We start from the raw sequence: 15,631 nt of genomic DNA, 5'->3' as shown, positions 1-15,631 counted from the left end.
ACGCCGGAAGTAGTTGGGGGTTGCCCCCTGTGAGATATGGAAGTCGCTTAGCTTTTATCCGCCATAGCTCAGTTGGTAGTAGCGCATGACTGTTAATCATGATGTCGTAGGTTCGAGTCCTACTGGCGGAGTTTGAAAGAGGTTTTACCTCTTTTTTTGTACTTTTTGGTATTATTTACAATGGGAGATAATTCTATGATTGTGAGTAGTAGTGTTAAAAGCTATTGTTTTTCAGATAGTCTGTGAATTAAATGACAGTATTTAGCACTTAAATCAAAAAGGCAGAAGTTAGTGCGTAACTAACTTCTGCCTTTTTCGATTATCGAGTGATTGTATGATAAAGATGCTTCTGAGGTTTGCATTTATGATTCTGTATTGACTTCAAAGAAGGCTCTGTATAAAGCACGAATGGCAGCTTTTTCTTGATTTTTTTCAACAACAAACATGATGGATACTTCGCTTGAGCCTTGGGACATCATTTGAATGTTGATATTGTTTTCTGAAAGAGCTTTGGTTGCAGTAGCTGTTACACCAATATGACTTTTCATTTTTTCGCCAACAATCATGATAATGGAAAGGTCGTGTTCAATTTCTGCATGATCAACCTCTGCTTTTTGGACAAGTTGTCGAAGGATCTCTTCCTCTTTGATAGGAGTTAATTCGCGCTCACGTAAGATAATGGAGAGGTCGTCAATTCCTGTAGGCATATGCTCCCAACCAATATTCAAATCTTCTAGAATTTGAAGGACGCGCCTACCAAAGCCAATTTCTCTGTTCATCAGGTACTTGGACATGTTAATGCTGACAAAGCCTGTATCTCCAGCAATTCCAACGACCGGTAAGTGATCCTTACTGTGTTTATGAACAATTTGAGTACCTGGATGTTCTGGATTGTTGGTATTTTTAATAACCAGCGGGATTTTGCCGCGGTAAGCTGGAAGCAGAGCTTCATCATGGAGAACTGTAAAGCCAGCGTAGGCCAATTCACGCATTTCCCGATAGGTTAGCTCAGGAATGGAATGTGGTTTGTGAACGATGCCAGGATGGGCGGCAAAGATTCCGTCAACATCAGTGAAGTTCTCATAAACATCTGCTTTGACTCCCGCAGCAATGATAGAGCCCGTAATATCAGAACCCCCGCGAGAGAAAGTACAGATTTGTCCATCTTGAGTTACACCAAAGAAACCAGGAATAACTAGAACTTCATCAGAATTGTTGAGTTCTTCAATCTTATCATAACTAGAAGGGAGAATGCGTGCATTGCCAGGTTCACTGGAAACGACGAGTCCTGCTTCTCTTGGATGTATGTAGCTAGCTGGAACGCCATTTTGACTGAAATATGCTGCAATCAGTTTGGCATTGTTATTTTCTCCTGCAGCAAGAAAAGTATCATAAAGAAATGCGTTATCTTCAATTTGCAAGGTTGCAAGGCTTGTGATGCTTTTGGAAATTTTCTCCAGAACTTTTGGTTTCAAGCCTAGTTCTGCCACCATATCTGCATAGCGATTGATAATCCACTGTTGGTTAGGTGTGACATCATTTCCTGCAATATATTCTCGGTAATATTTAATCAGGGCATCGGTTACTTTGATATCGTCATCATGGCGTTTTCCTGGCGCTGACACTACAACAAATCGACGTTCAGGATCAGATTTGACAATGTTCAAAACTTTTTCTAATTGAGTCGCAGAAGCCAGTGAACTTCCACCAAATTTTACAACTTTCATTGGTTCTCCTATCTTATTTTAAAAATTATAACAAAATTCTGAAAATTATTCAAACGCAGTTTTTATACTATATTTTAACCAAAATATTGCTTTTACACTTCAAATTTGAAGACCATCTAATTTTTCCCATCTTTTATTTCCTTTCTTTTATATTTTATGATAAAATATAAGTTGTTTATAATTTGAATATCAAATTATTTAAGAATAAAACAAAACGGCTGATTTGAAATCGGGTCGGGAATGGAGCTGAAATGACATTTAATGGAATTCTCTATCATGTAGCAGATGAGGTAGCAACGATTACTTTCAATCGCCCTGAAGTTTCAAATGGTTTTAATATTCCTATGTGTGAGGAAATTTTAGAGGCTATTGAACTTGCTGCTAAGGATGAGTCCGTCAAGTTTTTAGTTATCAATGCCAATGGAAAGGTTTTTTCAGTGGGTGGCGACTTGGCTGAGATGCAGAGAGCAGTCAGTGATGATGATGTCCAATCCTTGGTGAAAATCGCTGAATTGGTAAATGATATTTCTTTTGCTATGAAACGCCTTCCTAAGCCAGTTATCATGAGTGTTGATGGTCCCGTTGCTGGTGCGGCTGCTAATATGGTCGTTGCAGCGGATTTCTGTATTGCGACTGAAAAATCACGTTTCATTCAGGCCTTTGTCGGTGTTGGTCTGGCGCCAGATGCTGGCGGTCTTTACTTACTGACTCGTGCTATCGGGGTGACTCGGGCGACTCATCTGGTTATGACTGGGGAAGCTCTGACTGCAGAGAAAGCTCTGGATTATGGCTTACTTTATAAAGTCTGTGAAGCAGAGAAATTGGAAAAAACAACGGAACAGTTACTGAAGAAGCTCAAACGTGGCTCTCTGAATTCTTACAGAGCCATGAAAGAAATGGTTTGGAAGAGTTTTTTCAGCGGCTGGTCTGAGTATGCTGAGCTAGAATTGCAGCTTCAGAAATCGCTTGCTTTCACAGAGGATTTCAAAGAAGGGGTTCGGGCTTATTCTGAGAAGCGTCGTCCAAACTTCACTGGTAAATAATGTATTGGTTCAAGGTTGCTTATTTTGCAAGTTGTTTACAAAAATATTTGAAAATCAAATTAATTTTCAAAAAAGCTTGCAAATTACTTTTCTATCTGATAAAATTTGATTGTCAAAGTATTTTCTTAAGGAGGTATGGTTTTGAATTTTCAGTTAGTAAATGATTACTTAACGTCTATTTTCAATAATGTCTTGGTTATTGAAGAATCGAGCCTAAGAAGCAGTCGCTTCAACGACGTCTCCATTAAGGAAATGCATACGATAGATGTCATCGGTACAACCCCAAATGCTACTCCAAGTGATATATCACGAGAATTGATGGTTACTTTGGGAACTGTTACGACCAGTTTGAATAATCTGGAGCGTAAGGGGTATATTGAGCGGCGTCGGTCGGAAGTTGACCGTCGTGTGGTGCATCTGAATTTGACAAAGAATGGGCGGCTTTTGTATCGTCTTCACAAGCGATTCCACAACCGCATGGTCATGCAAGTAGTGGATGGGATGAGTCCAGAAGAGAGACAAGTGATGCAAAAGGGCCTACAAAATTTATATAGTTTCCTAGAGGATTTGAAATAATGAACTATGCTAAGATTAGCCAAGCGGCTCATTATGCTCCCCGTCAGGTTGTCAGTAATGATGATCTAGCAGAGATTATGGATACCAGTGATGAGTGGATTTCAAGTCGAACTGGGATTAAAAAACGCCATTTATCGTCAGATGAAACGACCAGTGATTTAGCGACAAAAGTAGCAGAGAATTTGCTGCAAAAGTCGGGAATTTCTGCTCAAGACCTAGATTTTATCATTGTTGCTACCATTACGCCGGATTCTTTAATGCCTTCAACGGCTGCGAGAGTACAGGCAAACATCGGTGCTAAGAATGCCTTTGCCTTTGATTTGACCGCAGCTTGCAGTGGCTTTATCTTTGCCCTATCTACTGGGGAAAAGTTTATTTCTTCAGGTCGTTATCAAAAGGGTTTAGTCATAGGAAGTGAAACTCTCTCTAAGACGGTAGATTGGTCGGATCGTTCAACAGCGGTTCTCTTTGGAGATGGTGCTGGCGGTGTACTGTTGGAAAGTGCTTCAGAAAAGCATTTTTTGGCAGAAAGTCAGTTTACAGACGGATCTCGCGGAGATAGTCTGACCTGCGGAAAAATCGGTTTGTCTTCACCTTTTTCTGAAAAGGGTGAGAATCAGCCTTATCTGACAATGGACGGTAGAGCTATTTTCGACTTTGCTATTCGTGATGTTGCTCGTTCTATCAGGGAAACCATTGAAAGCAGTCAGCTTTCAGTGGAAGATTTGGATTTTCTGTTGCTGCATCAGGCCAATATCCGTATTTTGGATAAAATGGCTAAGAAGCTTGGTGTTGCGCGGGAGAAACTTCCAGCCAATATGATGGAATATGGCAATACTAGCGCTGCTAGCATCCCGATTTTATTATCTGAGTGTGTCGAGCAAGGACTGATTAAACTGAACGGAAATCAGACAATTTTGATGTCAGGTTTCGGTGGAGGTTTGACATGGGGCACGCTTATTGTTACAATTTAGTTAATCAAGTGGAAACACATGATAAAAAATATTTTATTTTTAAAGGAGTCTATCCATGGCAGTATTTGAAAAAGTACAAGAAATTATCGTTGAAGAACTTGGCAAAGAGCCATCAGAAGTTACTCTTGAGTCAACTTTCGATGATCTTGAAGCAGATTCATTGGATTTGTTCCAAGTGATTTCAGAAATTGAAGATGCATTTGACATCCAAATCGAAACTGAAGAAGGTTTGAACACAGTTGGTGATTTGGTTGCTTATGTAGAAGAAAAAACTAAATAAGCAAGTAACTGAGAGTATCGAAAGATATTCTCTCTTGTTTAGGTAATAGTTTGACTGTCAAAGTAAAGAAAATACATCTAGCGTGTGGTAGTTTGAAATCAAGCTATTACTTAAGCAATGATAAAAGGAAGGTATTATGCAAACACGTATTACAGAATTATTGAACATTGATTACCCTATTTTCCAAGGCGGAATGGCCTGGGTTGCTGACGGTGACTTGGCTGGTGCAGTTTCAAAAGCTGGCGGTCTTGGTATCATTGGTGGCGGAAATGCACCTAAGGAAGTGGTAAAAGCTAATATTGACAAGATTAAGTCCTTAACAGACCGTCCTTTTGGTGTTAATATCATGCTCCTGTCTCCTTTTGCGGACGACATTGTTGATCTCGTCATTGAAGAGGGAGTAAAAGTAGTAACAACTGGTGCAGGTAATCCAAGCAAGCACATGGCTCGTTTCCATGAAGCGGGGATTACAGTTATCCCTGTTGTGCCAAGTGTGGCCTTGGCTAAGCGGATGGAAAAAATCGGTGCGGATGCAGTCATTGCAGAAGGTATGGAAGCCGGTGGTCACATCGGAAAATTGACTACCATGTCCTTGGTTCGTCAGGTTGCAGAAGCAGTTAGCATTCCGGTTATTGCTGCCGGTGGTATTGCAGATGGTGCTGGTGCTGCAGCTGGTTTTATGTTGGGAGCAGAGGCCGTTCAGGTCGGAACTCGCTTTGTTGTTGCAAAGGAATCCAATGCCCATCAAAACTATAAGAACATGATTTTGAAGGCTCGCGATATTGATACGACTATCTCTGCCCAGCATTTCGGCCATGCGGTCCGTGCTATTAAGAATAAGCTGACGCGTGATTTCGAAAAGGCAGAAAAAGAAGCCTTCAAGCAAGAAAATCCGGATTTGACTGTTTTTGAAAATCTTGGAGCTGGTGCTTTGGCCAATGCGGTTGTTCGCGGAGATGTGGAAAATGGTTCCGTCATGTCTGGTCAAATTGCTGGTTTAATCAGTAAGGAAGAAACAGTCGAAGAAATCCTCAAAGATATCTACTATGGTGCTGCTGAGAAGATTCAGCAGGAAGCAAAACGTTGGGCAGGAGTAACTAGAAATGACTAAAAGAGCCTTTCTCTTTGCCGGTCAGGGAGCGCAGTACCTTGGAATGGGGCGCGAGCTTTATGATCAGTATGAGCTTGTGCGGTCAACTTTTGATGAGGCTAGCCAAGTTCTAGGCTATGATGTCCGAGCTTTGATCGATCAAGATGAAGAAAAGCTCAATCAAACTCGCTACACGCAACCGGCTATTTTAACGACTTCAGTAGCTATTTATCGCATCTTGGCTGATAAGGGAATCGAGCCTGACATGGTAGCTGGTCTCTCTCTTGGAGAATATTCTGCCTTGGTGGCTGCGGGCGCCCTTGATTTCAAGACGGCGGTGGCCTTGGTTGCTAAGCGCGGTAGCTTCATGGAAGAGGCGGCTCCAGCTGGTTCTGGGAAAATGGTCGCAGTTTTAAATGCAGAAGTTTCTCTCATTGAAGCGGTCTGTCAAGAAGCAAGTGCTATTGGTGTAGTCTCACCGGCTAACTATAATACGCCTAGTCAAATCGTTATCGGCGGAGAAGTGGCAGCGGTGGACAAAGCTGTGGAGCTTTTGAAAGATGCCGGTGTCAAGCGCTTAATCCCGCTCAATGTATCCGGACCTTTCCATACGGCGCTTTTAAAGCCAGCCAGCCAACGATTGGCAGAAGTATTAGAAACAGTTGAGTTTTCAGATTTTGTACGGCCATTAGTCGGAAATACTGAAGCAACTGTGATGGAAAAAGAGAGAGTCAAAGAGCTTTTGACTCGTCAGGTAATGGAGCCAGTGCGCTTTTATGACAGCATTGCTAAAATGCAGGAAGCTGGTGTGACTGAATTTATCGAAATCGGTCCTGGCAAAGTCCTATCTGGTTTTATTAAGAAAATTGATAAATCTGCGGATGTACGCCAAGTTGAAGATGTAGAAAGTTTGAATGCTCTTCTAGAAAAATAATGAGGAATCATCATGGAATTACAAAACAAGAATGTGTTAATTACAGGGTCCGCTCGTGGGATTGGGCTGGCAATTGCGCATAAATTTGCCAGTGTCGGAGCCAATGTTATTTTAAACGGACTAAGCGGGATTTCTGATGATATTTTGGCTGAATTTGCCGGCTATTCTGGTAAAGTCGTAGCTGTTATTGGGGATGTGTCTAAATCTGCGGATGCTCAGCGGATAGTGGAAGAAGCTGTTGCGGCTCTGGGGTCTGTAGATGTATTGGTCAATAACGCTGGTATTACACGTGATAAGCTCATGCTGAAAATGACGGAAGAAGATTTTGAGCAGGTGCTGAAAGTGAACTTGACTGGAACATTCAATATGACACAATCAGTCCTGAAACCGATGACAAAAGCTCGTCAGGGTGCTATTATCAACCTATCGAGTGTCGTTGGTTTGGCTGGAAATATCGGTCAGGCAAACTATGCAGCTTCCAAGGCCGGTCTGATTGGTTTTTCTAAGTCAGTAGCCCGTGAAGTGGCAGCGCGTAATATCCGTGTGAACTGCATTGCCCCTGGCTTTATCGCATCTGATATGACAGATGTACTTCCAGAAAAAGTAAAGGCGGCGTCTCTGGCACTCATTCCGATGAAGCGTTTTGGTACTCCGGAAGAAGTAGCAGATGTTGCTCTCTTCTTGGCGGGTCAAGAATATCTAACAGGTCAAGTCATCACGATTGATGGCGGCTTTACTATGCAGTAAGTCACAATTTTTGAATAATAACGAGTAGAAAATCAGTTGATTCATCTAAATAAAGGAGCTCAATATGAAACTTAATCGAGTTGTTGTAACAGGATACGGTTTAACTTCACCTATCGGCAATACTCCAGAAGAATTCTGGAATAATTTAAAAGAAGGCAATATTGGAATCGGTCCAATTACTAAATTTGATCATAGTGAATACAGTGTTCACAATGCGGCGGAAATTCAGGATTTCCCTTTTGATAAATACTTTGTCAAAAAGGATACCAATCGTTATGATAATTACACACTTTATGCAATTTATGCTTCCCAGGAAGCGGTCAACAATGCTCACTTAGATGTAGATGCGTTGGATAAGGATCGCTTTGGTGTCATTGTGGCTTCAGGTATCGGTGGGATTCAGGAAATTGAAGAGCAGGTTGTTCGCTTGCATGAAAAAGGTCCTAAACGTATCAAACCTTTGACCTTGCCAAAAGCCCTGCCAAATATGGGGGCAGGAAATGTTGCGATGCGCTTTGGAGCCAATGGTATCTGTAAGTCTGTCAATACAGCTTGTGCCTCAGCTAACGATGCGATTGGTGAAGCTTTCCGCTCAATTAAGTTCGGTTATCAAGATGTGATGCTGGTTGGTGGCTCAGAAGCTTCTATTACACCATTTGCGATTGCTGGTTTCCAGGCTCTGACTGCTCTTTCTACGACAGAAGATCCTAAGCGTGCTTCTATTCCTTTTGACAAGGACCGCAATGGCTTTGTCATGGGTGAAGGTTCTGGTATGCTGGTTCTGGAAAGCTTGGAACATGCTGAGAAGCGCGGAGCGACTATCTTGGCTGAGGTGGTAGGATACGGTCATACTTGTGACGCTTACCATATGACTTCTCCGCATCCAGAAGGTTTGGGCGCTATCAAGGCGATTAAACAGGCGGTTGAAGAAGCTGAAATTGAGCCGAAAGATGTAGCTTATGTCAATGCTCATGGTACATCAACTCCTGCTAACGAAAAAGGCGAAAGCGGAGCCATTGTTTCTGTCTTTGGTAAAGATGTAGCGGTGTCTTCTACTAAATCCTTTACAGGACATCTGCTCGGTGCAGCGGGCGCGGTTGAGGCTATTGCGACGATTGAAGCAATGCGTCATAGCTATGTGCCAAAAACAGCTGGTACAAGAGAGCTGCCAGACTATATTGAAGCCAACGTTATTTACGGTCAAGGTAAGGAACAGGAAATCCCTTATGCGATTTCCAATACATTTGGCTTTGGCGGCCACAATGCAGTTCTTGCCTTTAAACGCTGGGAGGCTTAAAAACCTATGAATATCAACGAAATTAAAGATTTAATGGCGCAGTTTGACAAGTCTAGTCTGCGTGAGTTTTCTTACAAAAATCAGAGCGATGAGCTGACTTTTAGTAAGAATGAAGGTCAGGCTGCAGTTCCAACAGCAAGTTCAGCTCCAATTGCTGCACCTTTGCAGGCTGCGAGTGCGCCTGTGATTGAGCCAACTCCTCAAGCAGCTCCGTCTGCAGAGCCAGAAACAGCTTCAGAAGCTCCGGCACCTGCTGCTGAAGGTGATGTTTTGGAAAGCCCTTTGGTTGGTGTGGCTTACTTAGCAGCTGGTCCAGACAAGCCGCCGTTTGTATCTGTTGGAGACCAAGTTAAAAAAGGTCAAACCCTGATGATTATTGAAGCAATGAAGGTCATGAATGAAGTTCCAGCACCTAAAGATGGCCTGGTTACAGAAATTCTAGTTCAGAATGAAGAAATGGTTGAATTTGGGAAAGGGCTGGTACGCATCAAATGATTGATATCAATGCAATAAAAGAAGCACTTCCGCACCGTTACCCAATGCTTTTAGTGGATCGTGTTTTGGAAGTTAGCGAAGATGAGATTGTCGCTCTGAAAAATGTGACAGTCAATGAGCCTTTCTTTAACGGACATTTTCCTCAATATCCTGTTATGCCAGGTGTCTTAATCATGGAAGCTCTGGCTCAAACAGCCGGCGTGTTGGAATTGTCCAAAGAAGAAAATAAGGGCAAACTGGTCTTCTATGCTGGCATGGACAAGGTCAAGTTCAAAAAGCAAGTTGTACCAGGTGACCAGCTGATTATGACAGCTAAGTTTGTCAAGCGCCGCGGAACCATTGCGGTTGTAGAGGCGAAAGCAGAAGTTGATGGAAAACTTGCAGCCAGCGGTACCTTGACCTTTGCGATTGGCCAGTAGATAAAAGGAGCTTTCACCATGTTTCGTAAAATTTTAATTGCTAACCGTGGGGAAATTGCGGTCAGAATTATTCGTGCAGCTCGCGAGTTGGGAATTGATACGGTAGCTGTTTATTCAACGGCTGACAAGGAAGCACTCCATACCTTACTGGCTGATGAGGCCGTCTGCATCGGCCCAGCCAAGTCCACTGATTCTTATCTAAATATGAACGCAGTCCTGTCTGCTGCTGTTCTGACAGGTGCAGAAGCCATTCATCCTGGTTTTGGTTTTTTGAGCGAAAACTCTAAATTTGCGACCATGTGCGAAGAAGTTGGCATTAAGTTTATTGGGCCTTCAGGTGCTGTTATGGACATGATGGGCGACAAGATTAATGCTCGGGCTCAGATGATTAAGGCGAAAGTGCCAGTTATCCCGGGCTCTGATGGAGAAGTTCATACCTCTGAAGAAGCCTTGGAAGTAGCAGAAAAGATTGGCTATCCAGTCATGCTCAAAGCTTCTGCTGGCGGCGGCGGCAAGGGTATTCGTAAGGTTGAAAAGGCTGAGGATTTAGTAGCGGCCTTTGAGTCTGCTTCTAGCGAAGCAAAAGCAGCCTTTGGTAATGGTGCCATGTATATGGAGCGAGTCATCTATCCAGCGCGCCATATTGAAGTGCAGATTCTGGCAGATCAGCAGGGGCATGTGGTCCACTTGGGCGAGCGGGATTGCTCTTTGCAGCGTAATAATCAGAAAGTGCTGGAAGAAAGTCCGTCTGTGGCAATTGGGAAAACTCTGCGTCAGCAGATTGGTGAAGCAGCTGTTCGGGCTGCTCAGTCTGTCGGCTATGAAAATGCCGGTACAATTGAGTTTCTGCTCGATGAAGCTAAGGGTGAATTCTACTTTATGGAGATGAACACTCGGGTGCAGGTTGAGCATCCAGTCACCGAGTTTGTTACTGGTGTGGATATTGTAAAAGAACAAATCAAGATTGCAAACGGTCAAGAGCTGTCCTTCAGTCAGGATGATGTTGAAATCCGAGGGCATGCGATTGAGTGTCGGATTAATGCTGAAAATCCAGCCTTTAACTTTGCGCCGAGTCCTGGTAAGATTTCAAATGTTTATCTGCCAAGCGGTGGAGTGGGGCTGCGTGTGGATTCGGCCGTCTATCCTGGCTACACCATCCCCCCTTACTACGATAGCATGATTGCGAAGATAATTGTTCATGGGGAAAATCGCTTCGATGCTCTGATGAAGATGCAACGTGCGCTCTATGAACTAGAAATTGACGGTGTTGTAACCAACAGCGGCTTCCAACTGGACTTAATCTCAGATCCTAATGTAATTGCTGGTGATTATGACACAGCCTTTCTCATGGAGAAGTTCCTTCCGGCTTATCAAGAGAAACAATAGAAGCGATATTTAAGAGCTGCTCTGTAAACTAAAAAGACGGCGGCTCTTGCTGTTTGATGTGCCTGAGTATAAAATCTTGAAAAGGAGAAGACGTAAACGATGGCTTTGTTTTCAAAGAAGGATAAATATATCCGTATCAATCCTAATCGAGCGAGTCGGGAAAAGCCTCAAGCAAAGCCTGAGGTACCAGACGAACTCTTTTCGAAATGCCCAGGTTGTAAGCATACCATTTACCAAAAAGATCTTGGAAATGACAGTGTGTGTCCTAACTGTGGCTATAATTTCCGTATTTCTGCTCATGAGCGCTTAAACCTAACCGTAGATGAAAATAGTTTTGAGGAGATGTTCACTGGAATTGAAACCAAGGATCCTCTGAACTTCCCTAATTATCAAGAAAAATTGGCTCTTACCCGTGAGAAGACGGGACTTGATGAGGCGGTTCTGACTGGAACAGCTAGCATCAAGGGGCATAAAGCGGCTCTAGGAATCATGGATTCAAACTTTATCATGGCTTCTATGGGGACAGTTGTGGGTGAAAAGATTACCCGTCTCTTTGAGTATGCGACAGAGCATAAATTGCCAATAGTGCTGTTTACGGCTTCTGGCGGTGCCCGCATGCAAGAGGGCATTATGAGCTTGATGCAGATGGCTAAGGTCTCTGCGGCTGTTCAGCGTCACTCTGCAGCAGGCCTCTTCTATCTGACCGTCTTGACGGATCCAACAACTGGTGGTGTCACAGCCTCTTTCGCAATGGAAGGAGACATTATTCTGGCAGAAACTCAGGCTCTTGTTGGGTTTGCCGGGCGTCGGGTTATTGAGTCCACAGTTCGTGAGAAACTGCCAGATGATTTTCAAAAGGCTGAATTTCTCATGGAGCATGGTTTTGTTGATGCCATCGTCAAGCGTAGTGACATGAGAGATACACTTGCTAACTTATTAGCATTCCATGGAGGTCAAGCATGACAAAAATCACTCGGATTATTAAAGAAGCGCGTGATCAGGCTCGTTTGACTGCGCTGGATTTTGCACAAGGAATTTTTGATAACTTCGTCGAGCTGCATGGAGATCGCTCTTTTCGAGATGACGGTGCGGTGATTGGCGGTATTGGGACGCTAAACGGTCAGCCTGTAACGGTGGTCGGTATTCAAAAAGGCCGCAATTTGCAAGACAATCTGCGCCGAAACTTTGGACAGCCGCATCCAGAAGGCTACCGCAAGGCCCTGCGCCTCATGAAGCAGGCGGAAAAATTTGGCCGTCCTGTGGTAACTTTTATTAATACGGCAGGAGCCTATCCTGGTGTCGGTGCTGAGGAGCGTGGCCAAGGGGAAGCTATTGCCCGTAATTTGATGGAAATGAGCAATCTCAAAGTGCCGATTATTGCCATCATCATTGGTGAGGGTGGCTCAGGTGGTGCCTTGGCTTTGGCTGTAGCAGACAAGGTCTGGATGCTGGAAAACTCTATGTATGCAGTTCTCAGTCCGGAAGGTTTTGCTTCCATCCTCTGGAAAGACGGCAGCCGCGCTATGGAAGCAGCAGAGCTGATGAAAATTACTTCACACGAGCTCTTGCAGATGGAAGTGGTAGATAAGGTTATTCCCGAAAGAGGCTTTAACAACCATGAATTACTGGCTGCAGTGAAAGAAGAAATCGCAACTGAGTTGAATAGTCTGTCTCAGCTACCCTTGGAGCAATTACTGGAAAATCGTTACCAGCGATTTAGGAAATATTAAAAAATCGAAGCCAAAAGGCTTCTTTTTCTCGTTTCGAATTCTCGTTTGAAATTGATGTGGAGCTACCTTACGAGGGAAATATATTTTAGTTTGAAAAATCGCATTATATTCTCTTTATAGGACTTATATAAAATATATATTATACAAGCCATTGGTCCTATGTTAAGATAGTTTCTAATTAAAAGAAATGAGGTTTCATATGTCAGAATTTACTATCCACACGATTGAGTCCGCACCAGCTGAGGTAAAAGAAGTCCTGGAAACTGTTCAAAAAGATAACGGTGGCTACATTCCCAATCTTATCGGTCTTTTGGCCAATGCGCCAACGGCTTTGGAAACTTATCGGACGGTTGGAGCTATCAATCGCCGTAACAGCTTGACACCGACTGAGCGTGAAGTAGTGCAGATAACGGCCGCAGTTACCAATGGCTGTGCTTTCTGTGTAGCAGGTCATACAGCTTTTTCAATCAAGCAGATTCAAATGAATGATGATCTTTTGGAGGCTCTGCGCAATCGTACTCCGATTGATACAGATCCGAAGCTAGATACGCTTGCTAAATTTACCATTGCTGTCATTAATACTAAGGGACGGGTCGGAGACGAGGCTTTGGCAGACTTCCTAGAAGCGGGCTATACGCATGAGAATGCTCTGGATGTAGTTCTGGGTGTCAGCCTTGCGACCCTCTGCAATTATGCTAATAATCTGGCCAACACGCCAATTAATCCGGAATTGCAACCTTATGCTTAGTCTTTGAGGAGGTGGCAAATGACATTTTTTTCAGAAGAGTTTATCAACTGGTTGGATGACCACGCTGACCAAATTGACAAAGAATCCTGTGCAGCAGGCAATCAATTGATTGAGCGTATCGCTGCTGAAGGAGCCTTTCGGGTTGGCGTTCCAGAAGAGCTGGGAGGCCGAGGTGGCAATGATACGGATGTGATTGAAGTGCTCAAGGAGCTGGCTCACCATTCCTTGACCGCTTCCTTTATCTCTTGGGGGCAAAGGACCTTTATTGATAACGTCTTAAAGTCTGCTAATCCCTACTTTAGAAATAATTATTTAGAAGGACTCTTGTCAGGGGAATATGCAGGTGCGACCGCCCTGTCCAATGCCGTTAAATTCCTGTCAGACCTAGAAGAGTTAAATGTCTCTATTGTGGAGGAAGGTGGGCAGCTTTATCTAAAGGGGCGCCTGCCTTGGGTAACCAATGCTCGCGCGGATCGCTTCCTCAGCATATTTGTTGCCGGTTTCGAAGACGGGAGCCGCCAGCCGCTGGTTCTGGCTGTGCCGTCTGACGCAGAGAATTTCTCCCGTTCGGCGGATTTAGCGTTTGTATCCTTGCAAGGGGGAAATACAGCTGCCCTGACCTTTAATTATGTGCCTTTGCAAGAGGAATGGATTCTTGCACAAGATGCCCAGGTCTTTTTGGCAGAAAATCGCCCAGCTTTTCTAGGTTATCAGTTTGGTCTGGCTCTTGGCCTAGCGGAGAAATCGCTGGCGGAGGTCGAAGCTAATCTGTCAGTCCGCTCTATTTTGAGAGAGGAGTGGGAGGAGCAAGTGGCTGCTCTGACTGCGATCCAGGATCAGCTCTATAGAGGTCTTCTCCAGCCTGGTTATTTTGTTGAGCGTCCTAAGGAGCTCTTCCAGCTGCGAATTGATATAGTTGATGTGGTAGCCCAAAGTCTGCTCTTGGAGCTCCAGGCTAGTGGAGGAAGAGGATACTTGAGTAATTCGACTTCTGGCTTTATCCGCCGTTGGAACGAAGGAGCTTTTCTTCCCATTGTCTCACCGAGTGCAGTCCAGCTGCGGCATATTTTAGAAGTTTCATAGAAATGATGGCAAACAAACATCTGATTGTCATTGAAGAGGGACTTCAAGACATTACTATAAAGGAGTTGCTTCGTGAACAGCAAACGACCGCCCATTCTTTTATCTGGGTTGATTCTTGGCCTATTTGGCTTAGCTAATCTTTTACTGAACTACCATTCTATCTTTTTCTACTTCTTGAATGGTCTAGCTTTGATACTTTGGCTTTATCTGACACTGGCTTTAGTGCTGTCATTTTCGGACTATCGGCAAGATTTGCAAAAGGCTCCTTTCTTATCGAGCTTTGCGACTTATCCTATGGCTAGTATGCTCTTAGCTTCTTACCTAAGTAAGCTTGGCTTATTTTGGGTGAGCCAGCTGCTTTGGTACATGGCCTTGCTTCTGCATGTTTTTCTAATAGCTAACTTTACTTGGAAGTATGTGCTTAAGGCCGAGGGATTATCTTTAACCCCGAGCTGGACGGTTCTCTATGTTGGCTTGGCCATGGCAAGCTTGACCCAGGGTGTAGTTCATCAGCCACTTTTGGGCTATTTGGCTTGGTTTTTTGCTCTGCTACTGAGTTTGATTCTCTATCCCTTGTTTTACAAGGTTAGACGGTCACAAAGGCTGCCTGATGCTTTAAAGCCGCAGTGGGCCATTTACTGTGCGCCTTTTTCGCTCCTGCTGGGAAGTTATATCCGTTTTGCTGGTTCTGATGCTGAAGGTTGGTTTGTTACCTTGCTGCTCCTCTTATCGCAGGTCTTTTATCTGTTGGTTTTATGTCTTTTACCTCGCATTTTCCGACTGAGACCTCAGCTTAGCTGGTCAGCCTTGACCTTTCCTCTTGTCAATACAGCTTTTGCCCTGAAACTGGGACTTGATTTTCTAGGTTGGACCTGGCTTGTTTGGCTTAGTCATGCAGAAGCTCTGCTAGCTTTCGTAATCGTCCTCTATGTTTGTTTTTACTATACAGTCTCATTGCGGGCCAGAAAGATAACAAAAAATTCGAGATGATACTCTTTGAAAATCTGTTTTTGATTTTCTCTGAGTTGATCTCGGATTTTTTAATTTTAGCAAAATAAGTCTGAACTTAGACCTAATGATACAGGCAAAGTATCAGGATAAT

At 43.7% G+C, this 15,631-nt stretch carries 17 protein-coding genes and 1 tRNA gene; 17 read left to right on the top strand and 1 reads right to left on the bottom strand.

Annotation, left to right across the window (positions count from 1 at the left end; genetic code table 11):
* Positions 1-57 precede the first annotated feature (57 nt).
* A tRNA-Asn gene (locus RYK49_RS06795) sits at positions 58-131 on the top strand.
* A 231-nt stretch (positions 132-362) separates the two neighbouring features.
* On the opposite strand, the gene RYK49_RS06790 is transcribed toward RYK49_RS06795, so the two are convergent.
* Entirely contained in the window at positions 363-1,727 is a 1,365-nt protein-coding gene (locus RYK49_RS06790) for an aspartate kinase (protein ID WP_314865330.1), read from the bottom strand.
* 251 nt (positions 1,728-1,978) lie between these two features.
* Between RYK49_RS06790 and RYK49_RS06785 the strand changes: the two genes are divergently transcribed.
* From RYK49_RS06785 to RYK49_RS06710, 16 genes are all read left to right on the top strand, one after another.
* The gene (locus RYK49_RS06785; RefSeq protein WP_314865329.1) at positions 1,979-2,770 is read left to right on the top strand and encodes an enoyl-CoA hydratase; all 792 of its coding nucleotides are present in this window, start codon (positions 1,979-1,981) and stop codon (positions 2,768-2,770) included.
* A gap of 141 nt (positions 2,771-2,911) precedes the next feature.
* Entirely contained in the window at positions 2,912-3,346 is a 435-nt protein-coding gene (locus RYK49_RS06780; protein WP_002901186.1) for a MarR family winged helix-turn-helix transcriptional regulator, read from the top strand.
* Entirely contained in the window at positions 3,346-4,320 is a 975-nt protein-coding gene (locus RYK49_RS06775) for a beta-ketoacyl-ACP synthase III (protein WP_314865328.1), read from the top strand. Before RYK49_RS06780 ends, RYK49_RS06775 begins: the two co-directional genes overlap by 1 nt.
* A 55-nt stretch (positions 4,321-4,375) precedes the next feature.
* Positions 4,376-4,600 carry an acyl carrier protein gene (locus RYK49_RS06770; RefSeq protein ID WP_002893611.1) on the top strand — a complete coding sequence of 75 codons (225 nt, stop codon included), beginning with the start codon at positions 4,376-4,378 and terminating at the stop codon, positions 4,598-4,600.
* A 136-nt stretch (positions 4,601-4,736) separates the two neighbouring features.
* A complete protein-coding gene (fabK, locus tag RYK49_RS06765) occupies positions 4,737-5,711 on the top strand; it encodes an enoyl-[acyl-carrier-protein] reductase FabK (RefSeq protein WP_002902460.1) in 975 nt (324 codons plus the stop codon).
* Positions 5,704-6,624, top strand: coding sequence for an ACP S-malonyltransferase (gene fabD, locus RYK49_RS06760; RefSeq protein WP_314865323.1), 921 nt, complete (start codon positions 5,704-5,706; stop codon positions 6,622-6,624). Before fabK ends, fabD begins: the two co-directional genes overlap by 8 nt.
* A 12-nt stretch (positions 6,625-6,636) precedes the next feature.
* Entirely contained in the window at positions 6,637-7,371 is a 735-nt protein-coding gene (gene fabG, locus RYK49_RS06755) for a 3-oxoacyl-[acyl-carrier-protein] reductase (protein WP_002922206.1), read from the top strand.
* 64 nt (positions 7,372-7,435) lie between these two features.
* Positions 7,436-8,668, top strand: coding sequence for a beta-ketoacyl-ACP synthase II (gene fabF, locus RYK49_RS06750; protein WP_060976613.1), 1,233 nt, complete (start codon positions 7,436-7,438; stop codon positions 8,666-8,668).
* A gap of 6 nt (positions 8,669-8,674) precedes the next feature.
* Positions 8,675-9,163 carry an acetyl-CoA carboxylase biotin carboxyl carrier protein gene (gene accB, locus RYK49_RS06745; protein ID WP_314865319.1) on the top strand — a complete coding sequence of 163 codons (489 nt, stop codon included), beginning with the start codon at positions 8,675-8,677 and terminating at the stop codon, positions 9,161-9,163.
* Positions 9,160-9,582 carry a 3-hydroxyacyl-ACP dehydratase FabZ gene (gene fabZ, locus RYK49_RS06740; protein WP_002896886.1) on the top strand — a complete coding sequence of 141 codons (423 nt, stop codon included), beginning with the start codon at positions 9,160-9,162 and terminating at the stop codon, positions 9,580-9,582. Before accB ends, fabZ begins: the two co-directional genes overlap by 4 nt.
* A gap of 18 nt (positions 9,583-9,600) precedes the next feature.
* Entirely contained in the window at positions 9,601-10,968 is a 1,368-nt protein-coding gene (locus RYK49_RS06735) for an acetyl-CoA carboxylase biotin carboxylase subunit (protein ID WP_002893598.1), read from the top strand.
* A gap of 99 nt (positions 10,969-11,067) precedes the next feature.
* Complete coding sequence (gene accD / locus RYK49_RS06730) at positions 11,068-11,931, top strand: acetyl-CoA carboxylase, carboxyltransferase subunit beta (protein ID WP_314830788.1); 864 nt, start codon at positions 11,068-11,070, stop codon at positions 11,929-11,931.
* Positions 11,928-12,698 carry an acetyl-CoA carboxylase carboxyl transferase subunit alpha gene (locus RYK49_RS06725; RefSeq protein WP_002927615.1) on the top strand — a complete coding sequence of 257 codons (771 nt, stop codon included), beginning with the start codon at positions 11,928-11,930 and terminating at the stop codon, positions 12,696-12,698. The genes accD and RYK49_RS06725 overlap by 4 nt, the downstream gene beginning before the upstream one ends.
* Before the next feature lie 199 nt (positions 12,699-12,897).
* Positions 12,898-13,446 carry a carboxymuconolactone decarboxylase family protein gene (locus RYK49_RS06720; protein WP_009659051.1) on the top strand — a complete coding sequence of 183 codons (549 nt, stop codon included), beginning with the start codon at positions 12,898-12,900 and terminating at the stop codon, positions 13,444-13,446.
* An 18-nt stretch (positions 13,447-13,464) separates the two neighbouring features.
* Complete coding sequence (locus RYK49_RS06715) at positions 13,465-14,529, top strand: acyl-CoA dehydrogenase family protein (RefSeq protein WP_314865317.1); 1,065 nt, start codon at positions 13,465-13,467, stop codon at positions 14,527-14,529.
* A 72-nt stretch (positions 14,530-14,601) separates the two neighbouring features.
* On the top strand, positions 14,602-15,519 hold the full coding sequence (locus RYK49_RS06710) for a TDT family transporter (RefSeq protein WP_314865315.1): 918 nt from the start codon (positions 14,602-14,604) through the stop codon (positions 15,517-15,519).
* The last annotated feature ends 112 nt before the right edge of the window (positions 15,520-15,631 follow it).

It is taken from the genome of uncultured Streptococcus sp. (genome assembly GCF_963525625.1).
GTDB lineage: Bacteria > Bacillota > Bacilli > Lactobacillales > Streptococcaceae > Streptococcus.
The sequence above is the reverse complement of the archived record's forward strand: the minus strand, read 5'-3'. Positions and strand labels throughout refer to the sequence as shown.

Coding starts and splice junctions, on each gene's coding strand:
- RYK49_RS06790 (WP_314865330.1), bottom strand. CDS start 1,727: ATGAAAGTTGTAAAATTTGGTGGAAGTTCACTGGCTTCTGCGACTCAA.
- RYK49_RS06785 (WP_314865329.1), top strand. CDS start 1,979: ATGACATTTAATGGAATTCTCTATCATGTAGCAGATGAGGTAGCAACG.
- RYK49_RS06775 (WP_314865328.1), top strand. CDS start 3,346: ATGAACTATGCTAAGATTAGCCAAGCGGCTCATTATGCTCCCCGTCAG.
- RYK49_RS06770 (WP_002893611.1), top strand. CDS start 4,376: ATGGCAGTATTTGAAAAAGTACAAGAAATTATCGTTGAAGAACTTGGC.
- fabK (WP_002902460.1), top strand. CDS start 4,737: ATGCAAACACGTATTACAGAATTATTGAACATTGATTACCCTATTTTC.
- fabD (WP_314865323.1), top strand. CDS start 5,704: ATGACTAAAAGAGCCTTTCTCTTTGCCGGTCAGGGAGCGCAGTACCTT.
- fabG (WP_002922206.1), top strand. CDS start 6,637: ATGGAATTACAAAACAAGAATGTGTTAATTACAGGGTCCGCTCGTGGG.
- fabF (WP_060976613.1), top strand. CDS start 7,436: ATGAAACTTAATCGAGTTGTTGTAACAGGATACGGTTTAACTTCACCT.
- accB (WP_314865319.1), top strand. CDS start 8,675: ATGAATATCAACGAAATTAAAGATTTAATGGCGCAGTTTGACAAGTCT.
- fabZ (WP_002896886.1), top strand. CDS start 9,160: ATGATTGATATCAATGCAATAAAAGAAGCACTTCCGCACCGTTACCCA.
- RYK49_RS06735 (WP_002893598.1), top strand. CDS start 9,601: ATGTTTCGTAAAATTTTAATTGCTAACCGTGGGGAAATTGCGGTCAGA.
- accD (WP_314830788.1), top strand. CDS start 11,068: ATGGCTTTGTTTTCAAAGAAGGATAAATATATCCGTATCAATCCTAAT.
- RYK49_RS06725 (WP_002927615.1), top strand. CDS start 11,928: ATGACAAAAATCACTCGGATTATTAAAGAAGCGCGTGATCAGGCTCGT.
- RYK49_RS06720 (WP_009659051.1), top strand. CDS start 12,898: ATGTCAGAATTTACTATCCACACGATTGAGTCCGCACCAGCTGAGGTA.
- RYK49_RS06715 (WP_314865317.1), top strand. CDS start 13,465: ATGACATTTTTTTCAGAAGAGTTTATCAACTGGTTGGATGACCACGCT.